The organism is Neorhizobium sp. T25_27, assembly GCF_002968565.1.
Classification (GTDB): Bacteria; Pseudomonadota; Alphaproteobacteria; order Rhizobiales; family Rhizobiaceae; genus Neorhizobium; species Neorhizobium tomejilense.
In genome coordinates this window covers 372,016-388,624 of record NZ_PVBJ01000004.1, presented here as the reverse complement: position 1 = coordinate 388,624, position 16,609 = coordinate 372,016, and the positions used below count along the sequence as shown (strand labels likewise).

The following is a 16,609-nucleotide window of genomic DNA, read 5'->3' as shown; positions in this document are numbered from 1 at the left end:
GAAGGTCGAGCCGCATGTGATCTCCCCACCCGTGGGGGAGATGGCCGGCAGGCCAGAGGGGGGGCGATCTTGCTCGGCAGGAAATCATGCCAACATAAACCGATTGCAAAAAGCAATCGGCTGAGTTATCCATAAACCAGTTTCACTTCGCAATCGGTTATGGGAGGCCGTCATGCGTCCGGTTCTGTATTCGCATCCATTTTCGTCCTACTGCCAGAAGGTGCTCACCGCGCTCTATGAGAACGGCACCGAGTTCGACACCCGCATGCTCGGGCCGGAGGATCCTTCGGCCTATGAAGACCTCTGCAGCATGTGGCCGGTGAAGCGCTTCCCGGTCCTGCTCGACGGGGAGAAACGGGTCTTCGAATCGTCGATCGTCATCGAATATCTGGATCTTCATTATCCCGGCCCGGTGAAGCTGATCCCCGACGATGCGGATGCGGCGCTCGATGTGCGGATGATGGATCGCTTCTTTGACAACTACATTTCCACCCCACAGCAAAAGGTGGTCTTCAACGCCATCCGGCCGGAAGAGCACCGCGATCCATACGGCGTGCAGGAAGCGCGCGGCATGCTGGATGCCGCCTATGGCTGGCTGGACGAACGGATGGCGGGTCGGGAATGGGCGGCGGCCGATGCGTTCAGCCTCGCCGATTGCGCCGCGGCGCCTGCCCTCTTCTACGCGGACTGGACGCACCGGATCGGCGAGCAGTTCGCCCATGTGCGGGCCTATCGCAGCCGGCTGCTCGCCCGGCCGTCTTTTGCGCGTGCGGTGGACGAGGCCCGGCCCTACCGCTCGTTCTTCCCCCTCGGCGCACCGGACAGGGACTGACAGGTCGGCGGCGCGTCTATCCGGCTACCGATCCGGCCCAGCGTGCCCCGCAACGCTTAGAACGTGCTCTCGGTCGCCAGGACGTGACCGTTCATGGCAGCCCAGATCATCCGTACCTCGCGGCGAAGCACGGCGCTGGGACGAACGCCGCCGTTGCCATAGTTCTTATATTTGTCGCGGTAAGCTGCAATAAAGACTTCGACGGCTTCTACGACTTCCGCGTGCTGTTCCACGCGGCGGCGCAGCGCTTCCTTCTCCGCATGAAGGATTTCGAAGCTCTGGACGATGAGCCGCAGGTCTTCCAGCGGCACGTTCACGTGTGGGTACTCCGACGAATCGGCAATTACCTCCGCCCGCAGACGGGCGATGATGTCGTTCAGTTGGTCACTCATGCCGGGATTCTCCTGAACCCGGGATTTGGGTACGGAAATCGGCTAAAGCAAGGCGAATCTGTGGCATAGAAGACACGTTTGCCGATCAACACGACCAGAACGGTCTCTTAAAGTCGTGCCGCGAGGAAGTCGATATAGGTGCGGATGCGCAGGGCGAGGTGCTCGTGGCCGGCATAAACGGCGTGGATTTCCTCGATGTCCTCCGGGTTGAAATCCTCCAGAACCGGTACGAGCCGGCCGGCCTCGATATCCGGCTCCACATGGAAACGCCCAACGCGGCCGATGCCGAGGTGATCCAGGCAGAACTGGCGGATGATCGAGCCGTTGCTCGCCTTGAGGTTTCCGGAAACCGGCAACAGCTCCCGGCTGCCGGTTTTCGGATCACGAAAAGGCCAGCCTTCGACCGCCCGCCGGAAATTGAAATTGATGCAGTTGTGATGGATGAGCTCGGCCGGCATCTTCGGGACACCGTGACGCTCCAGATAACCCGGCGAGGCGATCACCACCTGACGGCTCTCGCCCAGCTTTCGCGCCATCAGGGACGAGTTGCGCATCGGCCCGTGGCGGATGGCGATATCGACCCGCTCGCGGATCAAATCGACGATGTCGTCGGTCAGCGTGATATCGAGCTGCACATCCGGGAAAAGCTGCTGGAATTCGCAGGTGAGCGGCAGGACATACCGTTCTCCGAAGCCGACCGAAGCGTTGATCGACAGCGGCCCGCGCGGCAGCGTGCGGCCACCGCCGGAGACCATCTCTTCCGTATCGGCGATCTCGGCCAGGATGCGCTGCGCCCGCGCCAGATAGGTCTCCCCCTCCGGCGTCAGCTGCAGCATGCGGGTGGAACGGACCACGAGGCGGGTGCCGAGCCGATCCTCCAGCCGGGTGACCAGCTTGCTGACCGCCGACGGGGAGAGTTTCAGCTTTCGCCCCGCGGCGGAAAAGCTCTTCAGCTCGGCTGCCAGCGCAAAGACTTCCATTTCGCCGGCGCGGTTGTCCATCGTATGTTCCTAGCTTTCAATTTCCAAAACCACCGGCACCGTGGCTCCCGCCCCCCTCTGCCCTGCCGGGCATCTCCCCCACGGGTGGGGAGATCGCAAGCGGGGCGACCGTCGCTTCCAAATAAGCGTCGCGCACTCCAGCCGGAAGGCGTGCAGCAAGACACGTTGAATGGAACGTGGTGAGCAGGCGCCCAGCTGATCTCCCCACCCGTGGGGGAGATGGCCGGCAGGCCAGAGGGGGGCGGGCTTGCTCCACCATCAACGTCACCTGTGACTTCAATTCACAAATGATTATCCGCTTATGCGGCTACACACGCAAGTCCGAGGTGACGATATTGCGCTGCATCAAACTCAATTCCTTCCTCCCAAGGACAAGGACCCAAGCCAATGCCTCTCGCTCTCTACGCGCTGACGGCCGGTGCCTTCGGCATCGGGGTCACCGAATTCGTCATCATGGGCCTGCTGATCGACGTCAGCAAAGATCTCGGCGTGTCGATCTCGGCCGCCGGCCTGCTGATCTCCGGTTACGCGCTCGGCGTCGTCGCCGGTGCGCCCATCCTCGGCATGCTGACCGGCAAATGGTCGCGCAAGACCCTGCTGATGAGCCTGATGGTGGTGTTCACCGTCGGCAACCTCGCCTGTGCGCTGGCACCCGACTACTGGACGCTGATGGCGGCACGGGTGCTGACCGCATTCGCGCATGCCTCGTTCTTCGGCGTCGGTTCGGTGGTCGCCACCAGCCTCGTCGCCCCGAATAAAAAGGCTTCGGCCATCGCCATCATGTTCACCGGCCTGACGGTCGCCAACATTCTCGGCGTGCCCTTCGGCACCTGGCTCGGCCAGGCCTTTGGCTGGCGCTCGACGTTCTTTGCCGTCACCCTGATCGGCATCGTGGCGCTCGCCGTCATCGCGCTCTTCGTTCCAAAGGACAAGGCCGCGGACAATCAGGAGGAAAGCTCGCAGGGCGCGCTTGCCGTGCTCGGCCGCCGCTCGGTTCTGCTCGGGCTTCTGATCACCGTGCTGAGCTGGGTCGGCGTGTTTGCGGGCTTCACCTATATCGCCCCGATCCTCACGCAGATCACCGGCTTTTCGGAAGCCGCGGTCTCGCCGATCCTGCTCGTCTTCGGCGGCGGTCTGGTGATCGGCAACCTTGCCGGCGGGTGGCTTGCCGACCGTCATCTGGTGCCGACCATCGTCGCCAGCCTCATCGCGCTCTCCGTCGTGCTGCTGGCATTGACGGCCGCGATCCACCAGCCGGTGCTCGCCGTCATCGCCATCGGCCTGTTCGGCGCCGCAGCCTTCGCCACCGTCTCGCCGTTGCAGATCTGGGTGCTGCAGAAGGCCGAAGGCGCCGGCCAGGGGCTTGCCTCGTCGTTCAACATCGCCGCCTTCAACCTCGGCAATGCGATCGGCGCCTGGCTCGGCGGCGTGGTCATCGACCATGGCCCGGGGCTCGGCTCGGTCACCCTGATCGCCGGCCTGGTGCCGCTCGCAGCCCTTGCCGTCGCCCTCTTCGCCATCCGGCTGGACAGGCGCGAGACCACCGTCAGCGGCAATCCCGCCCTCTCCTGCCCGGCCGAATAGTTTTCACACTCGAGGATCACCATCATGGAATACCGCAATCTCGGACAATCCGGCCTCAGAGTGCCGGTCTTAAGCTTCGGAGCCGGCACATTCGGCGGCTCCGGCCCGCTGTTCAGCCACTGGGGCACGACCGATGTCGAAGAAGCCCGCCGCCTTGTCGACATTTGCCTCGAGGCCGGCGTCAACCTGTTCGACACGGCCGACGTCTATTCGGCCGGTGCTTCGGAAGAGGTGCTGGGTGAGGCGATCAAGGGCCGGCGGGGCGAGGTGCTGATCTCCACCAAGGCCAGCCTGCCGACCGGCGACGGGCCGAACGACTGGGGCTCGTCGCGATCCCGCCTGATCGGCGCGGTGGATGCGGCCCTGAAGCGGCTCGGCACCGACCATATCGACATCTTCCAGTTGCATGCCTTCGATGCCTCCACGCCTGTCGAAGAGGTCGTCTCGACGCTCGACCAGCTCGTGAAGGATGGCAAGCTGCGTTACATCGGCGTCTCGAACTTCTCCGGCTGGCAGATCATGAAGTCGCTCGCCGCCGCCGAGAAACATGGCTGGACGCGTTATGTCGTGAACCAGGTCTATTATTCGCTGGTCGGCCGCGACTACGAATGGGACCTGATGCCATTGGGACAGGACCAGGGGCTTGGCGCGCTCGTCTGGAGCCCGCTCGGCTGGGGACGCCTCACCGGCAAGATCAGCCGCGGCAAGCCGCTTCCGGAAGGCAGCCGTCTGCACGAGACGGCGGATTTCGGCCCGCCCGTCGAAGACGAGCTGCTCTACCGCGTCGTAGATGCGTTGCAGGTGGTGGCCGACGAGACGGGCAAGACGGTGCCGCAGGTGGCGATCAACTGGCTCACCAGCCGGCCGACCGTCTCCTCGGTAATCATAGGCGCCCGCAACGAGGAGCAGCTTCGCCAGAATCTGGGGGCCGTCGGCTGGTCGCTGACTGCGGAACAGATCGGCGGGCTGGATGCGGCCAGCGCCGTCACAGCCCCCTACCCGCATTTCCCCTATCGGCGCCAGGAAGGTTTTGCCAGCCTCAACCCGCCGCTTGCCGGCTGACGCCTCCTGAAATCAAGGTGGTTGATCCGTCACCGAATCGGTCCATGTAATACGGGCCTCATTTGGCCCGGCCGTATGCCGGGCTTTCCCCATAGGAGTTCCATATGTTCACAGTCAGCGCCAACGGCGCCAACATTCCCGCCCTCGGTTTCGGCACCTTCCGCATGCCTGACGAAGACGTCGCCCGCGTGCTGCCGGAGGCGTTGAAGCTCGGCTTCCGCCATGTCGATACCGCGCAGATCTACAAGAACGAGGCGGCCGTCGGCGATGTGCTTTCGAAATCCGGCATCCCGCGCGCCGACATCTTCCTCACCACCAAGGTCTGGGTCGACCGCGTCGGCCATGCCGCCTTCCTCGCCTCGGTCGACGAGAGCCTCGCCAAGCTGAAGACTGACTATGTCGACCTGCTTCTCCTCCACTGGCCGCAGAGCGAAATGCCGCTCGCCGACCGCATGGGCGCGCTGAACGAGCTCAAGAAGGCCGGCAAGGTGAAGAATATCGGCGTCTCCAATTTTTCCGTCGCGCTGATCGCAGAAGCGGTGAAGCTTTCGGATGCGCCGCTTGCCACCAACCAGGTGGAATACCATCCCTATCTCGACCAGACGAAGGTTCTGGCCGAAGTGGCCGAGCACGGCATGTCGCTGACCGCCTATTACCTGATGGCGAACGGCGCGGTGCCGGGCGACGCGGTGCTGAAGGATATCGGCGCCAAGCACGGCAAGACGGCCGCGCAGGTGACGCTGCGCTGGGCGATCCAGCAGAAGGACGTGATCGCGCTTTCCAAGACCGCGACCGTTTCCCGCCTGCCGGAAAACTTCGACCTGTTCGATTTCGCGCTGTCTGAGGACGAAATGCAGGCGATCCACGCCCTCGCCAAGCCGACCGGCCGCATCGTCAGCCCCGGCCATCTGGCGCCGGAATGGGATCTTTGAGGATTATCTTCTCCCCAGCGGGGAGAAGGTGGCCCGGAGGGCCGGATGAGGGGGGCGAAGCCACATTCTGCCTCAAACATTACGGTTCGCGTGTTCGTCGCTGCAATCGATCCAGTGGATCGATTGCTCCGGCTTCGCCGGACCGCTCCTCATCCCCCTCATCGCCTCGCTTATGCTCGGCACTTCTCCCCGCCGGGGAGAAGAGGGAGCAAACCGCGGCCTCCGCGAGAAAACGGGAGGCCTTCCTTGATCACAGCCAGCCTCTCCGCTTGAAATACAGATAAGGCATGGCCATCGAGAAGATCATCAGCGCGATCGCGGCGTGATAGCCATAGTGCCATTGCAGCTCCGGCTGGTAGGCGAAGTTCATGCCGTAGATCGAGGCGACCAGCGTCGGCGGCAGGAAGACGACCGAGGCGACCGAGAAGATCTTGATGATCTGGTTCTGTTCGAGATTGATCAGCCCCAGCGTCGCATCGAGCAGGAAATTGATCTTGCCGGACAGGAAAGCGGAGTGATCGCCAAGCGAGGTGGCGTCCCGCTGCAGCAGTTTCAGGCGCTGGCGCAGTTCCTTCGACAGCTTGCGGTCGACGCCGTCGAGCGCTGCGTAATAGGCGACGACCCTGGAGACGCTGACGAGGCTCTCGCGCACCACGGTGATGAACTCGCCCTTCTGGCCGACCTCGCGTATGAGGTCCTGCAAGTCGCGGGTCTTCTTGTTGGCCTTGGCGGCCTTGGTCGAAAAGACTTCCTGGGAAATCTGGTCGATCTCGGTGCCGAGCCGTTCCAGCGTGTCGGCCATGCGGTCGATGATCGCCTCGATCAACCCGGTCATGATCAGTTCGCCGTAACCGCAATGCAGGCCGGCGCCGTTCGGCTTGCGGGCACGCGCCATGAAGGCATCGAAGGGGCGCGGCTCGGCATAACGAACGGTGACGAGGACCTGGCCCTTGACGATGAAGGTGACGGGGACCTTCCGCGGCGTGCCGGCGTCGGGCCTGGTCAGCACCGTCATGGTCATGAACTCGGCGCCGTCCTCCTGGTAGAGGCGGGCGGAGAGTTCGATATCCTCCATCTCGTCCATGGTCGGCACGGTGATGCCGAGGCGCTCGCCAACGATGCGTTCCTCGTCGGGCGTCGGGCTGACCAGGTCGTACCAGACGACTGCAGGGGTTGCGAGGGCGGGCGTGACCGGTGCCGACGGATCGGTAGCGACCGGCGCTGCGGCAACGGCCGGCACGTCGGAAGCGACGGAAACAAGGCGATCAAGGTCGTAGGCATGGATGCGCAGCATGACGGCTCCTTTTTCGGACCATCGGTCCCTTCGGAGCGCGCATCCTTTCAAGCAAGGACTAGAGCCCCGGAGGAACGGGTCGGTATGATGACGTCGAACTTCGACTGTCGGGGTTCATCTCAATTGTCCTTTGAAAGAGTGGCGCCCGGTCGGGCGTCACTTCATTTTTGGAAATGTGCCTTAGAGGATGAAAAGTCAATGGCTTTTCTGTCGCAGCCGACGCAAAACAACTGCCGCCGCTTCGGGTCGGATAGCCGCGGAAGATGGGCCACCGAGAACCGGGAACCGAGCGATCGGCCGGGTCATCTGGTGATCCGGAAGCCGACCGGCTTTTCCGCGAGCGTTGCCGGTTGTCGCTCCGCACCGGAGACCGACGCGCCGGGCGGACCGTGCCGGAAACGCTCGAGCATTTGCGATATGCCGGCGGGTGATCCCGCGAGCAAAGCAAGGACGGAACCATCCGGCTCGTTGCGGACCCAGCCCGTCAAACCCAGCCGTTCCGCCTCCTCACGGGTCCAGGCACGGAAACCGACACCTTGCACCCTTCCGGTTATCCGCACCATGGCGGCCTCGTCATCATCGGACATGGCAACCTCCCATCTTGGGGCTACTCTCAATGACATGGAGAGTGCGAAGCCGAGGACAAGCCTGCAAGGGTGCCGACAGTATCCGATTGGTCCTCGCCGGCCTCATTGCCTTGGACAAGACAAAAAGCCGCCGGCCTCGCGGCCGACGGCTTGGAAAAGTCGAAGGATGCAGATCAGACGAACTGCGACAGGCCCGGGACCGAAGCGATGACCGTATCGACGACCTCGTCGCCGGCGTGTTCGCGGGCGACCGCCATGGTTTCCTTGGCAAGGCCGGTGATCTCGCCCATGCCGAGACCCTGGCTCATCAGCTGCTGGCCGAGCGCCATGACGCCACCGCCGAAGCTTGCCATCAGGCCGCCGAGGAGACCGCCGCCGCCGGCACCTTCGCCGTTGAACTTGGCAACCAGTTCGGAAGCACCGGGGATCGCCTCGATCATCTTGGCAACCGCGCCGTCGTCGGCCTCGCGCTGCAGGAAACCGAGCATCATGCCGATCGCCTTTTCGGCGACGTCAGGGGCAATGCCGACATTCTCGGCGACGCGGGAAACCAGTTCGTTCATCAATCTCTCTCCTGAAGGTTTTGACGTTCACGTCAAGGTAATACACACAGTCTTAGCCGAAGCCAACAGGGAGCGTGAAGCATCTCCAGGCTTCATGTTTCGCCGGAACTCTCGCCCACCGTATCGGCCATGTGGGCGCCGCGGGCGCCCAAGGGCACCGGCGTGCCGGTGGTCGAATCGCGGGCCGTCTGGTGTTCGAGTTCGGCATTGATCTCGGCACCGACGATGACGATGATGACCGATATCCATGTCCAGACCATGAAACCGATCAGCGCGCCGAGCGTGCCGTAGGTGGCGTTGTAGTCGGCAATATTCCCCAGATAGAAGGAAACCGCAATCGAGGCGGCAAGCCATGCGACGGTCGAGAATGCCGCACCCCAGGTGAGCCACTTGAGCTTGGCCGGTTCGCGGCTCGGGCCGAAGCGGTAGAGTATCATGATGCCGCCCGCGACGAACAGCATCATCACCGGCCATCTGGCCAGCCGGATGATGATTTCCGTGAAGCGGTCCAGCCAGAGATAACGCAGCACCGCCGGCACGACGCCCATCGCAAACAGGATGACGATCGCCAGCAAAAGCGCGCCGAGCGTGAAGAGAAGCGAGATGAGGTTGAGGCGGACGATGCTGCGCTTTTCCTCTTCCGCATAGGCGACGTTCATCGCCTCGAACAGCGCCTTCATGCCGTTATTGGCGCTCCACAGCGCCAGCGCCAGGCCGCCGATCAGGGCGATCGACAGCGTCGTGTTGCGCTCCGACGTCAGCGCCCGCAACTGCTCGAGAAAGATGTTCAGTCCGTCCGCCGGCATGACGGAGGTTAGGAAGGTGATTCGGTCTACGATCGCGACCGGATCCGCGACGAAACCGTAAAGGGATACGAGTGCGCTTGCCGCCGGGAACAGTGCCAGCAGCAGATAATAGGTGACGCCCGCGGCGATCAGCATGATGCGGTCCCTGGTGACACCGGCATAGACGCGCCAGAAGACGTCCTTCAGGCCCGGGGAGGGAATCTCCTCCGGAGCGTCTGCCTCGCGGCCCCTGTCGGTTTCCAATGCGGCCGCCCTTTCGCCGGTCGTCATGCCTACCCAGCCTTCCCTCGCAAGCGGGCGCGGGCCGATCTCGTTGCCGTTGCCCGGCGCCTCCGCACATCCTATAAGCAGTTGCCACAGAACGCGGTCAGGGAGCGCATAGTTGCATGGACGATACGGGAAAGCTCTTCATCGGCGGCAGCCGCAAGCCGGACGATTCGCTCAACAAGGCTGAATATCTGGAACTGAAGTTCGGCAACCGCCACGGTCTCGTCACCGGCGCCACCGGCACCGGCAAGACGGTGACCCTGCAGGTTCTCGCCGAAGGTTTTTCGAAGGCCGGCGTGCCCGTGTTCGCCGCCGACATCAAGGGCGACCTGTCCGGCATCGCCCTGAAGGGCGAGCCTAAGGATTTTCTCCTGAAGCGCGCCGAGCAGATCGGCTTTGCGGACTATGATTTCGAACAGTTCCCGGTGATCTTCTGGGATCTGTTCGGCGAAAAGGGCCACCGGGTGCGCACCACCATCGCCGAGATGGGGCCGCTCTTGCTGTCGCGGCTGATGGATGCATCCGAGCCGCAGGAAGGCGTCATCAACATCGCCTTCAAGATCGCCGACAAGGCGAACCTGCCGCTGCTCGACCTCAAGGATTTCGCCTCGCTGCTCAACTACATGGCCGAGAATGCCAGCGAGTTGTCGAGCCAGTTCGGGCTGATCTCGAAAAGCTCCGTTGCCTCGATCCAGCGTGGGCTGCTGGTGCTCGAACAACAGGGCGCCGAGCATTTCTTCGGAGAGCCGGCGCTGAAGATTTCAGACATCATGCGGACCAACCCGAACACCGGCTACGGGCAGATTTCGGTGCTCGCCGCCGACAAGCTGATGATGAACCCCAGGCTTTACGCGACCTTCCTTCTGTGGCTGCTCTCGGAACTGTTCGAGGAACTGCCGGAAGTGGGCGATCCGGAACAGCCGAAGCTGGTGTTCTTCTTCGACGAGGCGCATCTGCTCTTCAACGACGCGCCAAAGGTGCTGACCGAGCGCGTCGAACAGGTGGTGCGCCTGATCCGCTCCAAGGGCGTCGGCGTCTATTTCGTCACCCAGAACCCGCTCGACGTGCCGGAAACCGTGCTTGCCCAGCTCGGCAACCGAGTGCAGCACGCATTGCGGGCCTATACGCCGCGCGAGCAGAAGGCGGTGAAGACGGCGGCCGACACGTTCCGCCCCAACCCCGATTTCGACTGCGCCACGGCGATCACCAATCTCGGCACCGGCGAGGCGCTGGTCTCGACGCTTGAGGGCAAGGGTGCGCCTTCGATCGTGGAACGCACGCTGGTGCGCCCGCCGTCGGGACGCATCGGCCCGCTTTCCGACCAGGAGCGGCAGATGATCCTCGACAAGAGCCCGGTGCTCGGCCTCTATGACGAGGACATGGACCGCGAATCCGCCTTCGAGATCCTCGCCGCACGCGCCAAGCAGGCTGCCGATGCGGCCGCCGCCAGAAAGGCGCAGGACGAGCTGCAATCCGCCCCACCCGCCGGTTCCGGCGAGACGACCGGCTGGACCCTGCCGGGCTTCGGCGGCGGCAAGGACGACGACCAGGGCCGCGCCCAGCCGCGCCGCTCCGGCTACCAGCGCGAGACGATCATCGAAGCGGCGATGAAGAGCGTGACCCGCACGGTTGCGACACAGGTCGGCCGGGCGATCGTGCGCGGGATCTTGGGGAGCTTGAAGCGGTAGGGTTCGAGGCAGACGGGTAGATTACAGAATACGATCATAGACCTTGATCGACTGGGTTTACCCCCCTCTGCCCTGCCGGGCATCTCCCCCACAAGGAGGGAGATCGGATGGGGCGTGCGCCCTGCCCTAATCAATATGCCAGACTTGGCGACAAATCGCGGACGCCGCCCAATGGGCAGTTAGGAGCTGGCCTCTGGCCAATCTCCCCCCTTGTGGGGGAGATGCCCGGCAGGGCAGAGGGGGGTGCGCCGCGCCCGAAACCTATCGGGCTTGGCAGCGACCCGACTCCTCAGCGCTTGCGCACGAATTCCGTCCGCAGCACCAGGCCCTTGATCGCCTCGTGGCGGCAGTCGATTTCTTCGGGGTTGTCGGTCAGCTTGATCGACTTGATGACCGTGCCCTGCTTCAGGGTCTGGCCGGCGCCCTTGACCTTGAGGTCCTTGATCAGGGTGACGGAATCGCCGTCCTTGAGGACGGTTCCGGATGCGTCGCGAACCTCGGCGGCACCGGCACCTGCGGCCGCAGCCAGTTCGGAGGCCGGGCGCCAGTCGCCGGTCGCTTCGTCATAGACGTATTCGTCGTCATCGCCAGCCATCGGCGTCTCTCCTGAAAATCAACAATTCGCCAGTCGGCGATGGCCGCTTATAACAGCCGAACCGTCCCGGGCAAGCGCCGCGGCGATAACCCGGCCGAGTATGGTCCGGTTGCATTCGCCTGAGTGCGATGGTATTTCGCCAATGTGCTTTTCAAGAGAAAGGAGGATCACGTGCACAATTTCTATTTCCGGTACTACCGGACGCGTGGTCCCGTCGACGCCCTGCAAATGCGTTTGCAGGGCTGACCAGAGGCCGTTTCTCTTAAAATACACCTTCCTGGTCTGCCCTTCGTGGCCCGCAGCGCCGAGCGCCCGCTCGTGCATAGCTGCGATTTTCGAACACGCTGCAAACTGTGCATGACATCGATGATGGCCGCGAGTGCCCGCGATGTCCTGTGTCCGCAAGCCAAGACCAGAGAACAACAATGAGCCTCATCAACCTCCGCAATCTCGGAATTACCCTTTCCAGCCCGCTATTTTCCGGGCTCAACCTCACCGTCAATGCCGGCGACCGGATCGGCATCGTCGCGGCCAACGGGCGCGGCAAGTCCACGCTCTTGAAATGCATCGCCGGCACGCTCGATGCGAGCGAGGGCGAGATCACCAGAAGCCGGGGACTGACGATCGGCATGGTGGAGCAGAACGTGCCCCCTGCCCTGATGCCGGCGAGTTTTCGCGAAGCCGTGCTCCAGGCGCTCCCGGCCGACCAGATCGACAGCGAAAGCTGGCGCGCCGATGTCGCGCTCGAAGGAATGGACGTCCCCGAGGAGTTGCGTGAGCGGCCGCTTGCCGCGCTGAGCGGCGGCTGGCAAAGGCTGGCGCTGATCGCTCGGGCCTGGGTGACGGAACCAGATGCGCTGCTGCTCGACGAGCCGACCAACCATCTCGATCTTGCCAAGATCGCGCTTCTGGAAGACTGGCTGAACGCGCTCCCCCGCGACATGCCGGTGATCCTGTCGAGCCACGACCGCGCCTTCCTCGACACTGTGACCAACCGCACGCTTTTCCTGCGGCCGGAGAACTCCCAAGCCTTCTCCCTGCCCTATTTCAGAGCACGGGCAGCGCTCGACGAGGCGGATGCGGCGGACGCGAAGCGCTACGAGCGCGACATGAAGACGGCCGATCAGCTGCGCCGGCAGGCGGCGAAGCTGAAGAATATCGGCATCAACTCCGGCAGCGACCTGCTGGTGGTCAAGACCAAGCAGCTGAAAGAACGGGCCGAAAAGCTGGAGGATACGGCCAAGCCGGCGCATCTGGAACGCTCGGCCGGCGCCATCCGCCTCGCCAATCGGGGTACCCATGCCAAGGTGCTGGTAACGCTGGAGGATGCGGCGGTGACGACGCCGGACGGCACGCTGCTGTTCAGGACCGGCAAGCAGTTCATCTGCCAGGGCGACCGGATCGTGCTGCTCGGCCGCAACGGCACCGGCAAGACGCGGCTGGTGACGATGCTGCGCCGGGCGATCGCCGAACCCTCGTCAACGATCGGCGGCATCAAGGCGACACCGACGCTGATCCTCGGCTACGGCGACCAGTCGCTCGCCGATCTTGACGACCGGCAGACGCCGAACGAAACGATCATCCACCGGTTCGACATCGGCGACCAGAAGGCCCGCTCACTGCTCGCCGGCATAGGCATCACCGTGGAGATGCAGGCGCGGCCTGTGGCAGAGCTTTCGGGCGGGCAGAAGGCACGGCTCGGCCTTTTGGCGCTGCGGCTGCTCGAGCCGAATTTCTACCTGCTCGACGAACCGACCAACCATCTCGACATCGACGGGCAGGAAGCATTGGAAAGCGAGCTGATGGCGCACCAGGCAAGCTGCCTGCTGGTCTCCCACGACCGCAGTTTCGTGCGCGCCGTCGGCACCCGTTTCTGGCAGGTGGAAGGCCGGCGGCTGGTCGAGGTGGAGGGGCCGGAGAGCTTCTTTACGGCGAGCCGTTGCTGACTCGATAGAAATTGCTCCTCACCCTTTTCCCCGCTCGCGGTATGGCGATAGAATTTGAGGGGACGACGGTGCGTGGAGCCCCTCCCCCTTGTGGGGAGGGGTTGGGGAGGGGCCTTCAACCAGTATAAAAACCCCGCCCGCCTGCCGGCCACCCTCCCCACAAGGGGGAGGGTTAGGGACGCCGCACCGCCTCACGTCCCACATGCGAAAACGGGGAAGCGGTGGTGGCAGCCGGCTAAGGAGATCCCTTCCCTCCCCTCCATAAGGAGAAAAACTCAGGCTTTCCCATTCCGCTCCTCGAAGGCTTTTCGGGATGCGTCGATATCGGCGTGGTGGACCGCTGCCCATTCCCACACCGCGCAGAAGGCGGCGCTGAGGCTTCGGCCGAGTTCCGTGAGGTTGTATTCGACTTTCGGGGGGATGACCGGATAGACCTTGCGCGACACAAAACCGTCCCGTTCCATCTGCCGCAGCGTCTGGGTCAGCATCTTCTGGCTGATGCCGCCGGTCAACTTTCCGATCTGGGTGAACCGCAGCGTGCCGTGCTCCTCCAGTACCTCGAGGATCAGCATGGTCCACTTGTCGGCCACCCGGCCGATGATGCCGCGCACCAGTTCTTCCAATACCGGATCGATCTCGTCGGGGATTTCACGACCTGAGGGTGACCGCATCGACGGGCGAGTTCCTTGATCCACAGTCACTCTCCTTTTGGTGCGTATAAATCTTTTGGGTGCCTTCTTCCGAGAAGAGATTGATAGCCGTATTTTCCGGCCACGCAACACGGAAAGGCGACGACCATGAAAATGAACGGCAATACGATCCTCATCACCGGCGGCAATTCGGGCATCGGCCGGGCGCTCGCCGAGGCGTTCCATGCGCTCGGCAACCAGGTGATCATCACCGGCCGACGCCAGGCGACGCTCGACGCGGTGACCGCCGCCAATCCCGGCATGAAAGGCATGGTGCTCGATCTTTCCGATGCCGACGCGATCAAGACATTCTCGGCCGAGCTTGCGGCCGCCTATCCGTCGCTGAACGCTGTCATCAACAATGCCGGCATCATGGTGCCGGAACATATCGGCGCCGGCTCGGATTATCTCTCGACCGCCGAGCAGACGATCACCGCCAACCTGCTCGGCCCGATCCGGCTGATCGCGGCGCTGCTGCCGCAGTTGAGCACCCAGAAAGATGCCGCGATCCTGACCGTATCCTCGGGCCTTGCCTTCGTGCCGATGGCGCTGACGCCGACCTATTCCGCCACCAAGGCCGCCATCCATTCCTATTCGATGGCGATCCGCGAGCAGCTCAAGGAGGCGGGGCCGCAGGTGATCGAGATCGTGCCGCCCTATGTGCAGACATCCCTGATGGGCGAGCGCCAGGCGAGCGACCCGAACGCCATGCCGCTTGCCGATTTCATCTCGGAGGTCATGGACATCCTGACGCGGCAGCCGGACGTCAAGGAAGTGGTCGTCGAACGCTGCAAGCCGCTGCGTCATGCGGTCGAGAACGGCAATTTCGACGCGATGTTCAACGGCATCAATTCCATGAGCCACTGACTACCGACGCGTCCCGACCGCCCCTGTGGGCCTGATCCGTCGGCGCAAATCCGTCTGGCGAGGAGCGTGGTTCAGGCAGGCACGTATGTCAGCCTGATCACGTCCTCGCCAACGCGATCTGTAGAAACAAGGCGGAGCGGTGGCCGCGGGCCGGCGAAGAATGGTTTGCCGCGACCAAGTACGACGGGGTGGAGGTAGAGCCGGTACTCGTCGATAAGACCAAGGTCGGTCAGGCTTCCCGCGAGGTCCGGTCCGGACACCGAAATCTCCCCGGCGAGCCCCGCCTTCAGCCCGCGGATCACCGCCTCGACGTCACCTTCGACAAGCGTGGCGTTGGGTCCGACAGACTTCAGCGAGCGCGACACGACCCATTTCGGCAGGCGCCGCCAGGCCGCGGCGAATTCGTGGCGCTCGGCATCCCATTCGGGGCGGTCTTCGTCCCAATAGCGCATGGTCTCGTACATGTGGCGACCATACACACTGCCGGTCAGATCACGGACGTGCTCTATCCAGTGACGAAAGAGCACGGGGCCTGTCTCCATTTTTTCGTGGTCGACATAACCGTCGAGGGACAGGTTCATTCCAAAGATGAGCTTCGCCATGTCGCAAAATCTCCACTGCAGGGTATTCAGGCCGCCTCGATCAGCAGTGCCGTCAGTTCGTCCGGCATGTCGATCGGGATGTCATGGCCGCAGGCAAGCTCCCGCACGGTCCAGCCGGGGGCGCCGCGGTATTTCTCCGACATCTGGCCGAACGGCCCGTCCCAGCCGGTCGCGACGATGAAGGTCTTTTTCGGGACGCGCTCGTAGGCGCCGGTGACTTTCAGCTTCTGCCGCAACGTGCCGGAAGGCTGAGGCGTCGCCTTGGGTGCGGCCCACAGCTCGTCCTCTTCGCGCATATGCCCGCCCGGTCCTTCCGGCACAGGGATCATCGGCGCGGAATAATCTCCCTCCGGATCGTAGTCCGTGAAGCTCATGCCGTCCTCGGGAATGAAGGCCTCGACGTAAACGATCGAGCGGATGCGTTCGGGGATGCGCTCGACAACGCCGGTGGCGACGATGCCGCCATAGGAATGGCCGACCAGCACGAGATCCGTCAGGTCCTTGTAGACCGCCTCGTTGACGATGTCGTCGATATGGGTGTCGAGGTTCACGGACGGGCCTGCCAAGTGCTTGCGTTCGCAAAGCCCGGTCAGCGTCGGCGCATAAGCGCGGTGGCCTCCGGCATGCAGGCGGTTCAGCACCCTCTCCCAGGACCATCCGCCGGTCCAGGCTCCGTGAACGATCAGGAATGTCAGTTTTCGATCCGTCATGGGTCTTCCTCTCAAACCAGTTGCGATTTGCAATTGGTTGAAGCTTACCAATCCAATTTCATTTTGAAACCGGTTTTATCGAGGTGGAAAAGAGGAAGGCCCTCACCCCTTGGCGACATGCGGGCGTCTCTTTCAACGCCTCGCATGCCCTTCAGGATGAGGGCCAACACCCGCCAAAACAGACTGTGCCGC

General features: G+C 63.3%; 17 protein-coding genes. 7 read left to right on the top strand and 10 right to left on the bottom strand.

Going from position 1 to position 16,609, the window contains the following annotated elements:
* Nucleotides 1-172 precede the first annotated feature (172 nt).
* Complete coding sequence (locus C5J24_RS15265; RefSeq protein WP_105405137.1) at nt 173-832, top strand: glutathione S-transferase family protein; 660 nt, start codon at nt 173-175, stop codon at nt 830-832.
* A 56-nt stretch (nt 833-888) separates the two neighbouring features.
* Here C5J24_RS15265 and C5J24_RS15260 read toward each other — a convergent pair whose 3' ends face one another.
* A complete protein-coding gene (locus C5J24_RS15260) occupies nt 889-1,224 on the bottom strand; it encodes a hypothetical protein (protein WP_105405138.1) in 336 nt (111 codons plus the stop codon).
* Between the two features lie 107 nt (nt 1,225-1,331).
* Complete coding sequence (locus tag C5J24_RS15255; RefSeq protein ID WP_105418960.1) at nt 1,332-2,225, bottom strand: LysR family transcriptional regulator; 894 nt, start codon at nt 2,223-2,225, stop codon at nt 1,332-1,334.
* A gap of 387 nt (nt 2,226-2,612) precedes the next feature.
* On the opposite strand from C5J24_RS15255, the gene C5J24_RS15245 reads away from it, so the two are divergent.
* The 3 genes from C5J24_RS15245 to C5J24_RS15235 all read left to right on the top strand — a co-directional run bounded on the left by C5J24_RS15245 (nt 2,613) and on the right by C5J24_RS15235 (nt 5,803).
* Entirely contained in the window at nt 2,613-3,809 is a 1,197-nt protein-coding gene (locus tag C5J24_RS15245) for an MFS transporter (protein WP_105418959.1), read from the top strand.
* A 24-nt stretch (nt 3,810-3,833) separates the two neighbouring features.
* Nucleotides 3,834-4,871, top strand: coding sequence for an aldo/keto reductase (locus C5J24_RS15240; protein ID WP_105418957.1), 1,038 nt, complete (start codon nt 3,834-3,836; stop codon nt 4,869-4,871).
* 104 nt (nt 4,872-4,975) lie between these two features.
* The gene (locus tag C5J24_RS15235) at nt 4,976-5,803 is read left to right on the top strand and encodes an aldo/keto reductase (protein WP_105418954.1); all 828 of its coding nucleotides are present in this window, start codon (nt 4,976-4,978) and stop codon (nt 5,801-5,803) included.
* A gap of 250 nt (nt 5,804-6,053) precedes the next feature.
* On the opposite strand, the gene C5J24_RS15230 is transcribed toward C5J24_RS15235, so the two are convergent.
* The 4 genes from C5J24_RS15230 to C5J24_RS15215 all read right to left on the bottom strand — a co-directional run bounded on the left by C5J24_RS15230 (nt 6,054) and on the right by C5J24_RS15215 (nt 9,323).
* Complete coding sequence (locus C5J24_RS15230) at nt 6,054-7,097, bottom strand: magnesium transporter CorA family protein (protein ID WP_105418952.1); 1,044 nt, start codon at nt 7,095-7,097, stop codon at nt 6,054-6,056.
* Nucleotides 7,098-7,399: 302 nt separating this feature from the next.
* Nucleotides 7,400-7,684 (bottom strand): acylphosphatase, encoded by a 285-nt coding sequence (locus C5J24_RS15225; protein WP_105418950.1) that lies wholly within the window; start codon nt 7,682-7,684, stop codon nt 7,400-7,402.
* A gap of 173 nt (nt 7,685-7,857) precedes the next feature.
* Entirely contained in the window at nt 7,858-8,247 is a 390-nt protein-coding gene (locus C5J24_RS15220; RefSeq protein WP_007764435.1) for a hypothetical protein, read from the bottom strand.
* 92 nt (nt 8,248-8,339) lie between these two features.
* Nucleotides 8,340-9,323 (bottom strand): YihY/virulence factor BrkB family protein, encoded by a 984-nt coding sequence (locus tag C5J24_RS15215; protein WP_105418948.1) that lies wholly within the window; start codon nt 9,321-9,323, stop codon nt 8,340-8,342.
* A 116-nt stretch (nt 9,324-9,439) separates the two neighbouring features.
* Between C5J24_RS15215 and C5J24_RS15210 the strand changes: the two genes are divergently transcribed.
* Nucleotides 9,440-11,008 (top strand): helicase HerA-like C-terminal domain-containing protein, encoded by a 1,569-nt coding sequence (locus tag C5J24_RS15210; RefSeq protein ID WP_105418947.1) that lies wholly within the window; start codon nt 9,440-9,442, stop codon nt 11,006-11,008.
* Between the two features lie 289 nt (nt 11,009-11,297).
* Here C5J24_RS15210 and C5J24_RS15200 read toward each other — a convergent pair whose 3' ends face one another.
* Nucleotides 11,298-11,603: an alkylphosphonate utilization protein gene (locus tag C5J24_RS15200; protein WP_046631329.1), complete on the bottom strand. Its 306-nt coding sequence runs from the start codon at nt 11,601-11,603 to the stop codon at nt 11,298-11,300.
* Between the two features lie 425 nt (nt 11,604-12,028).
* Here C5J24_RS15200 and C5J24_RS15190 point away from each other — a divergent pair, with 425 nt between their 5' ends.
* Entirely contained in the window at nt 12,029-13,549 is a 1,521-nt protein-coding gene (locus C5J24_RS15190; RefSeq protein WP_105418943.1) for an ABC-F family ATP-binding cassette domain-containing protein, read from the top strand.
* A 275-nt stretch (nt 13,550-13,824) separates the two neighbouring features.
* Here C5J24_RS15190 and C5J24_RS15185 read toward each other — a convergent pair whose 3' ends face one another.
* A complete protein-coding gene (locus C5J24_RS15185; RefSeq protein WP_105418941.1) occupies nt 13,825-14,220 on the bottom strand; it encodes a helix-turn-helix domain-containing protein in 396 nt (131 codons plus the stop codon).
* A 126-nt stretch (nt 14,221-14,346) separates the two neighbouring features.
* Here C5J24_RS15185 and C5J24_RS15180 point away from each other — a divergent pair, with 126 nt between their 5' ends.
* On the top strand, nt 14,347-15,105 hold the full coding sequence (locus C5J24_RS15180; protein ID WP_105418939.1) for an SDR family oxidoreductase: 759 nt from the start codon (nt 14,347-14,349) through the stop codon (nt 15,103-15,105).
* Nucleotides 15,106-15,176: 71 nt separating this feature from the next.
* Here the strand turns inward: C5J24_RS15180 and C5J24_RS15175 are convergent, their stop codons facing one another.
* Nucleotides 15,177-15,707 (bottom strand): dihydrofolate reductase family protein, encoded by a 531-nt coding sequence (locus tag C5J24_RS15175; protein ID WP_105418937.1) that lies wholly within the window; start codon nt 15,705-15,707, stop codon nt 15,177-15,179.
* A gap of 26 nt (nt 15,708-15,733) precedes the next feature.
* Nucleotides 15,734-16,417 carry an alpha/beta fold hydrolase gene (locus tag C5J24_RS15170; protein ID WP_105418936.1) on the bottom strand — a complete coding sequence of 228 codons (684 nt, stop codon included), beginning with the start codon at nt 16,415-16,417 and terminating at the stop codon, nt 15,734-15,736.
* Nucleotides 16,418-16,609 lie beyond the last annotated feature (192 nt).

What these genes read in the sequence shown, in the direction of transcription:
- C5J24_RS15190 (WP_105418943.1), top strand. Translation starts at nt 12,029, where the DNA reads ATGAGCCTCATCAACCTCCGCAATCTCGGAATTACCCTTTCCAGCCCG.
- C5J24_RS15225 (WP_105418950.1), bottom strand. Translation starts at nt 7,684, where the DNA reads ATGTCCGATGATGACGAGGCCGCCATGGTGCGGATAACCGGAAGGGTG.
- C5J24_RS15220 (WP_007764435.1), bottom strand. Translation starts at nt 8,247, where the DNA reads ATGAACGAACTGGTTTCCCGCGTCGCCGAGAATGTCGGCATTGCCCCT.
- C5J24_RS15215 (WP_105418948.1), bottom strand. Translation starts at nt 9,323, where the DNA reads ATGACGACCGGCGAAAGGGCGGCCGCATTGGAAACCGACAGGGGCCGC.
- C5J24_RS15245 (WP_105418959.1), top strand. Translation starts at nt 2,613, where the DNA reads ATGCCTCTCGCTCTCTACGCGCTGACGGCCGGTGCCTTCGGCATCGGG.
- C5J24_RS15170 (WP_105418936.1), bottom strand. Translation starts at nt 16,417, where the DNA reads ATGACGGATCGAAAACTGACATTCCTGATCGTTCACGGAGCCTGGACC.
- C5J24_RS15210 (WP_105418947.1), top strand. Translation starts at nt 9,440, where the DNA reads ATGGACGATACGGGAAAGCTCTTCATCGGCGGCAGCCGCAAGCCGGAC.
- C5J24_RS15235 (WP_105418954.1), top strand. Translation starts at nt 4,976, where the DNA reads ATGTTCACAGTCAGCGCCAACGGCGCCAACATTCCCGCCCTCGGTTTC.
- C5J24_RS15240 (WP_105418957.1), top strand. Translation starts at nt 3,834, where the DNA reads ATGGAATACCGCAATCTCGGACAATCCGGCCTCAGAGTGCCGGTCTTA.
- C5J24_RS15255 (WP_105418960.1), bottom strand. Translation starts at nt 2,225, where the DNA reads ATGGACAACCGCGCCGGCGAAATGGAAGTCTTTGCGCTGGCAGCCGAG.
- C5J24_RS15230 (WP_105418952.1), bottom strand. Translation starts at nt 7,097, where the DNA reads ATGCTGCGCATCCATGCCTACGACCTTGATCGCCTTGTTTCCGTCGCT.
- C5J24_RS15200 (WP_046631329.1), bottom strand. Translation starts at nt 11,603, where the DNA reads ATGGCTGGCGATGACGACGAATACGTCTATGACGAAGCGACCGGCGAC.
- C5J24_RS15260 (WP_105405138.1), bottom strand. Translation starts at nt 1,224, where the DNA reads ATGAGTGACCAACTGAACGACATCATCGCCCGTCTGCGGGCGGAGGTA.
- C5J24_RS15175 (WP_105418937.1), bottom strand. Translation starts at nt 15,707, where the DNA reads ATGGCGAAGCTCATCTTTGGAATGAACCTGTCCCTCGACGGTTATGTC.
- C5J24_RS15185 (WP_105418941.1), bottom strand. Translation starts at nt 14,220, where the DNA reads ATGCGGTCACCCTCAGGTCGTGAAATCCCCGACGAGATCGATCCGGTA.
- C5J24_RS15265 (WP_105405137.1), top strand. Translation starts at nt 173, where the DNA reads ATGCGTCCGGTTCTGTATTCGCATCCATTTTCGTCCTACTGCCAGAAG.
- C5J24_RS15180 (WP_105418939.1), top strand. Translation starts at nt 14,347, where the DNA reads ATGAAAATGAACGGCAATACGATCCTCATCACCGGCGGCAATTCGGGC.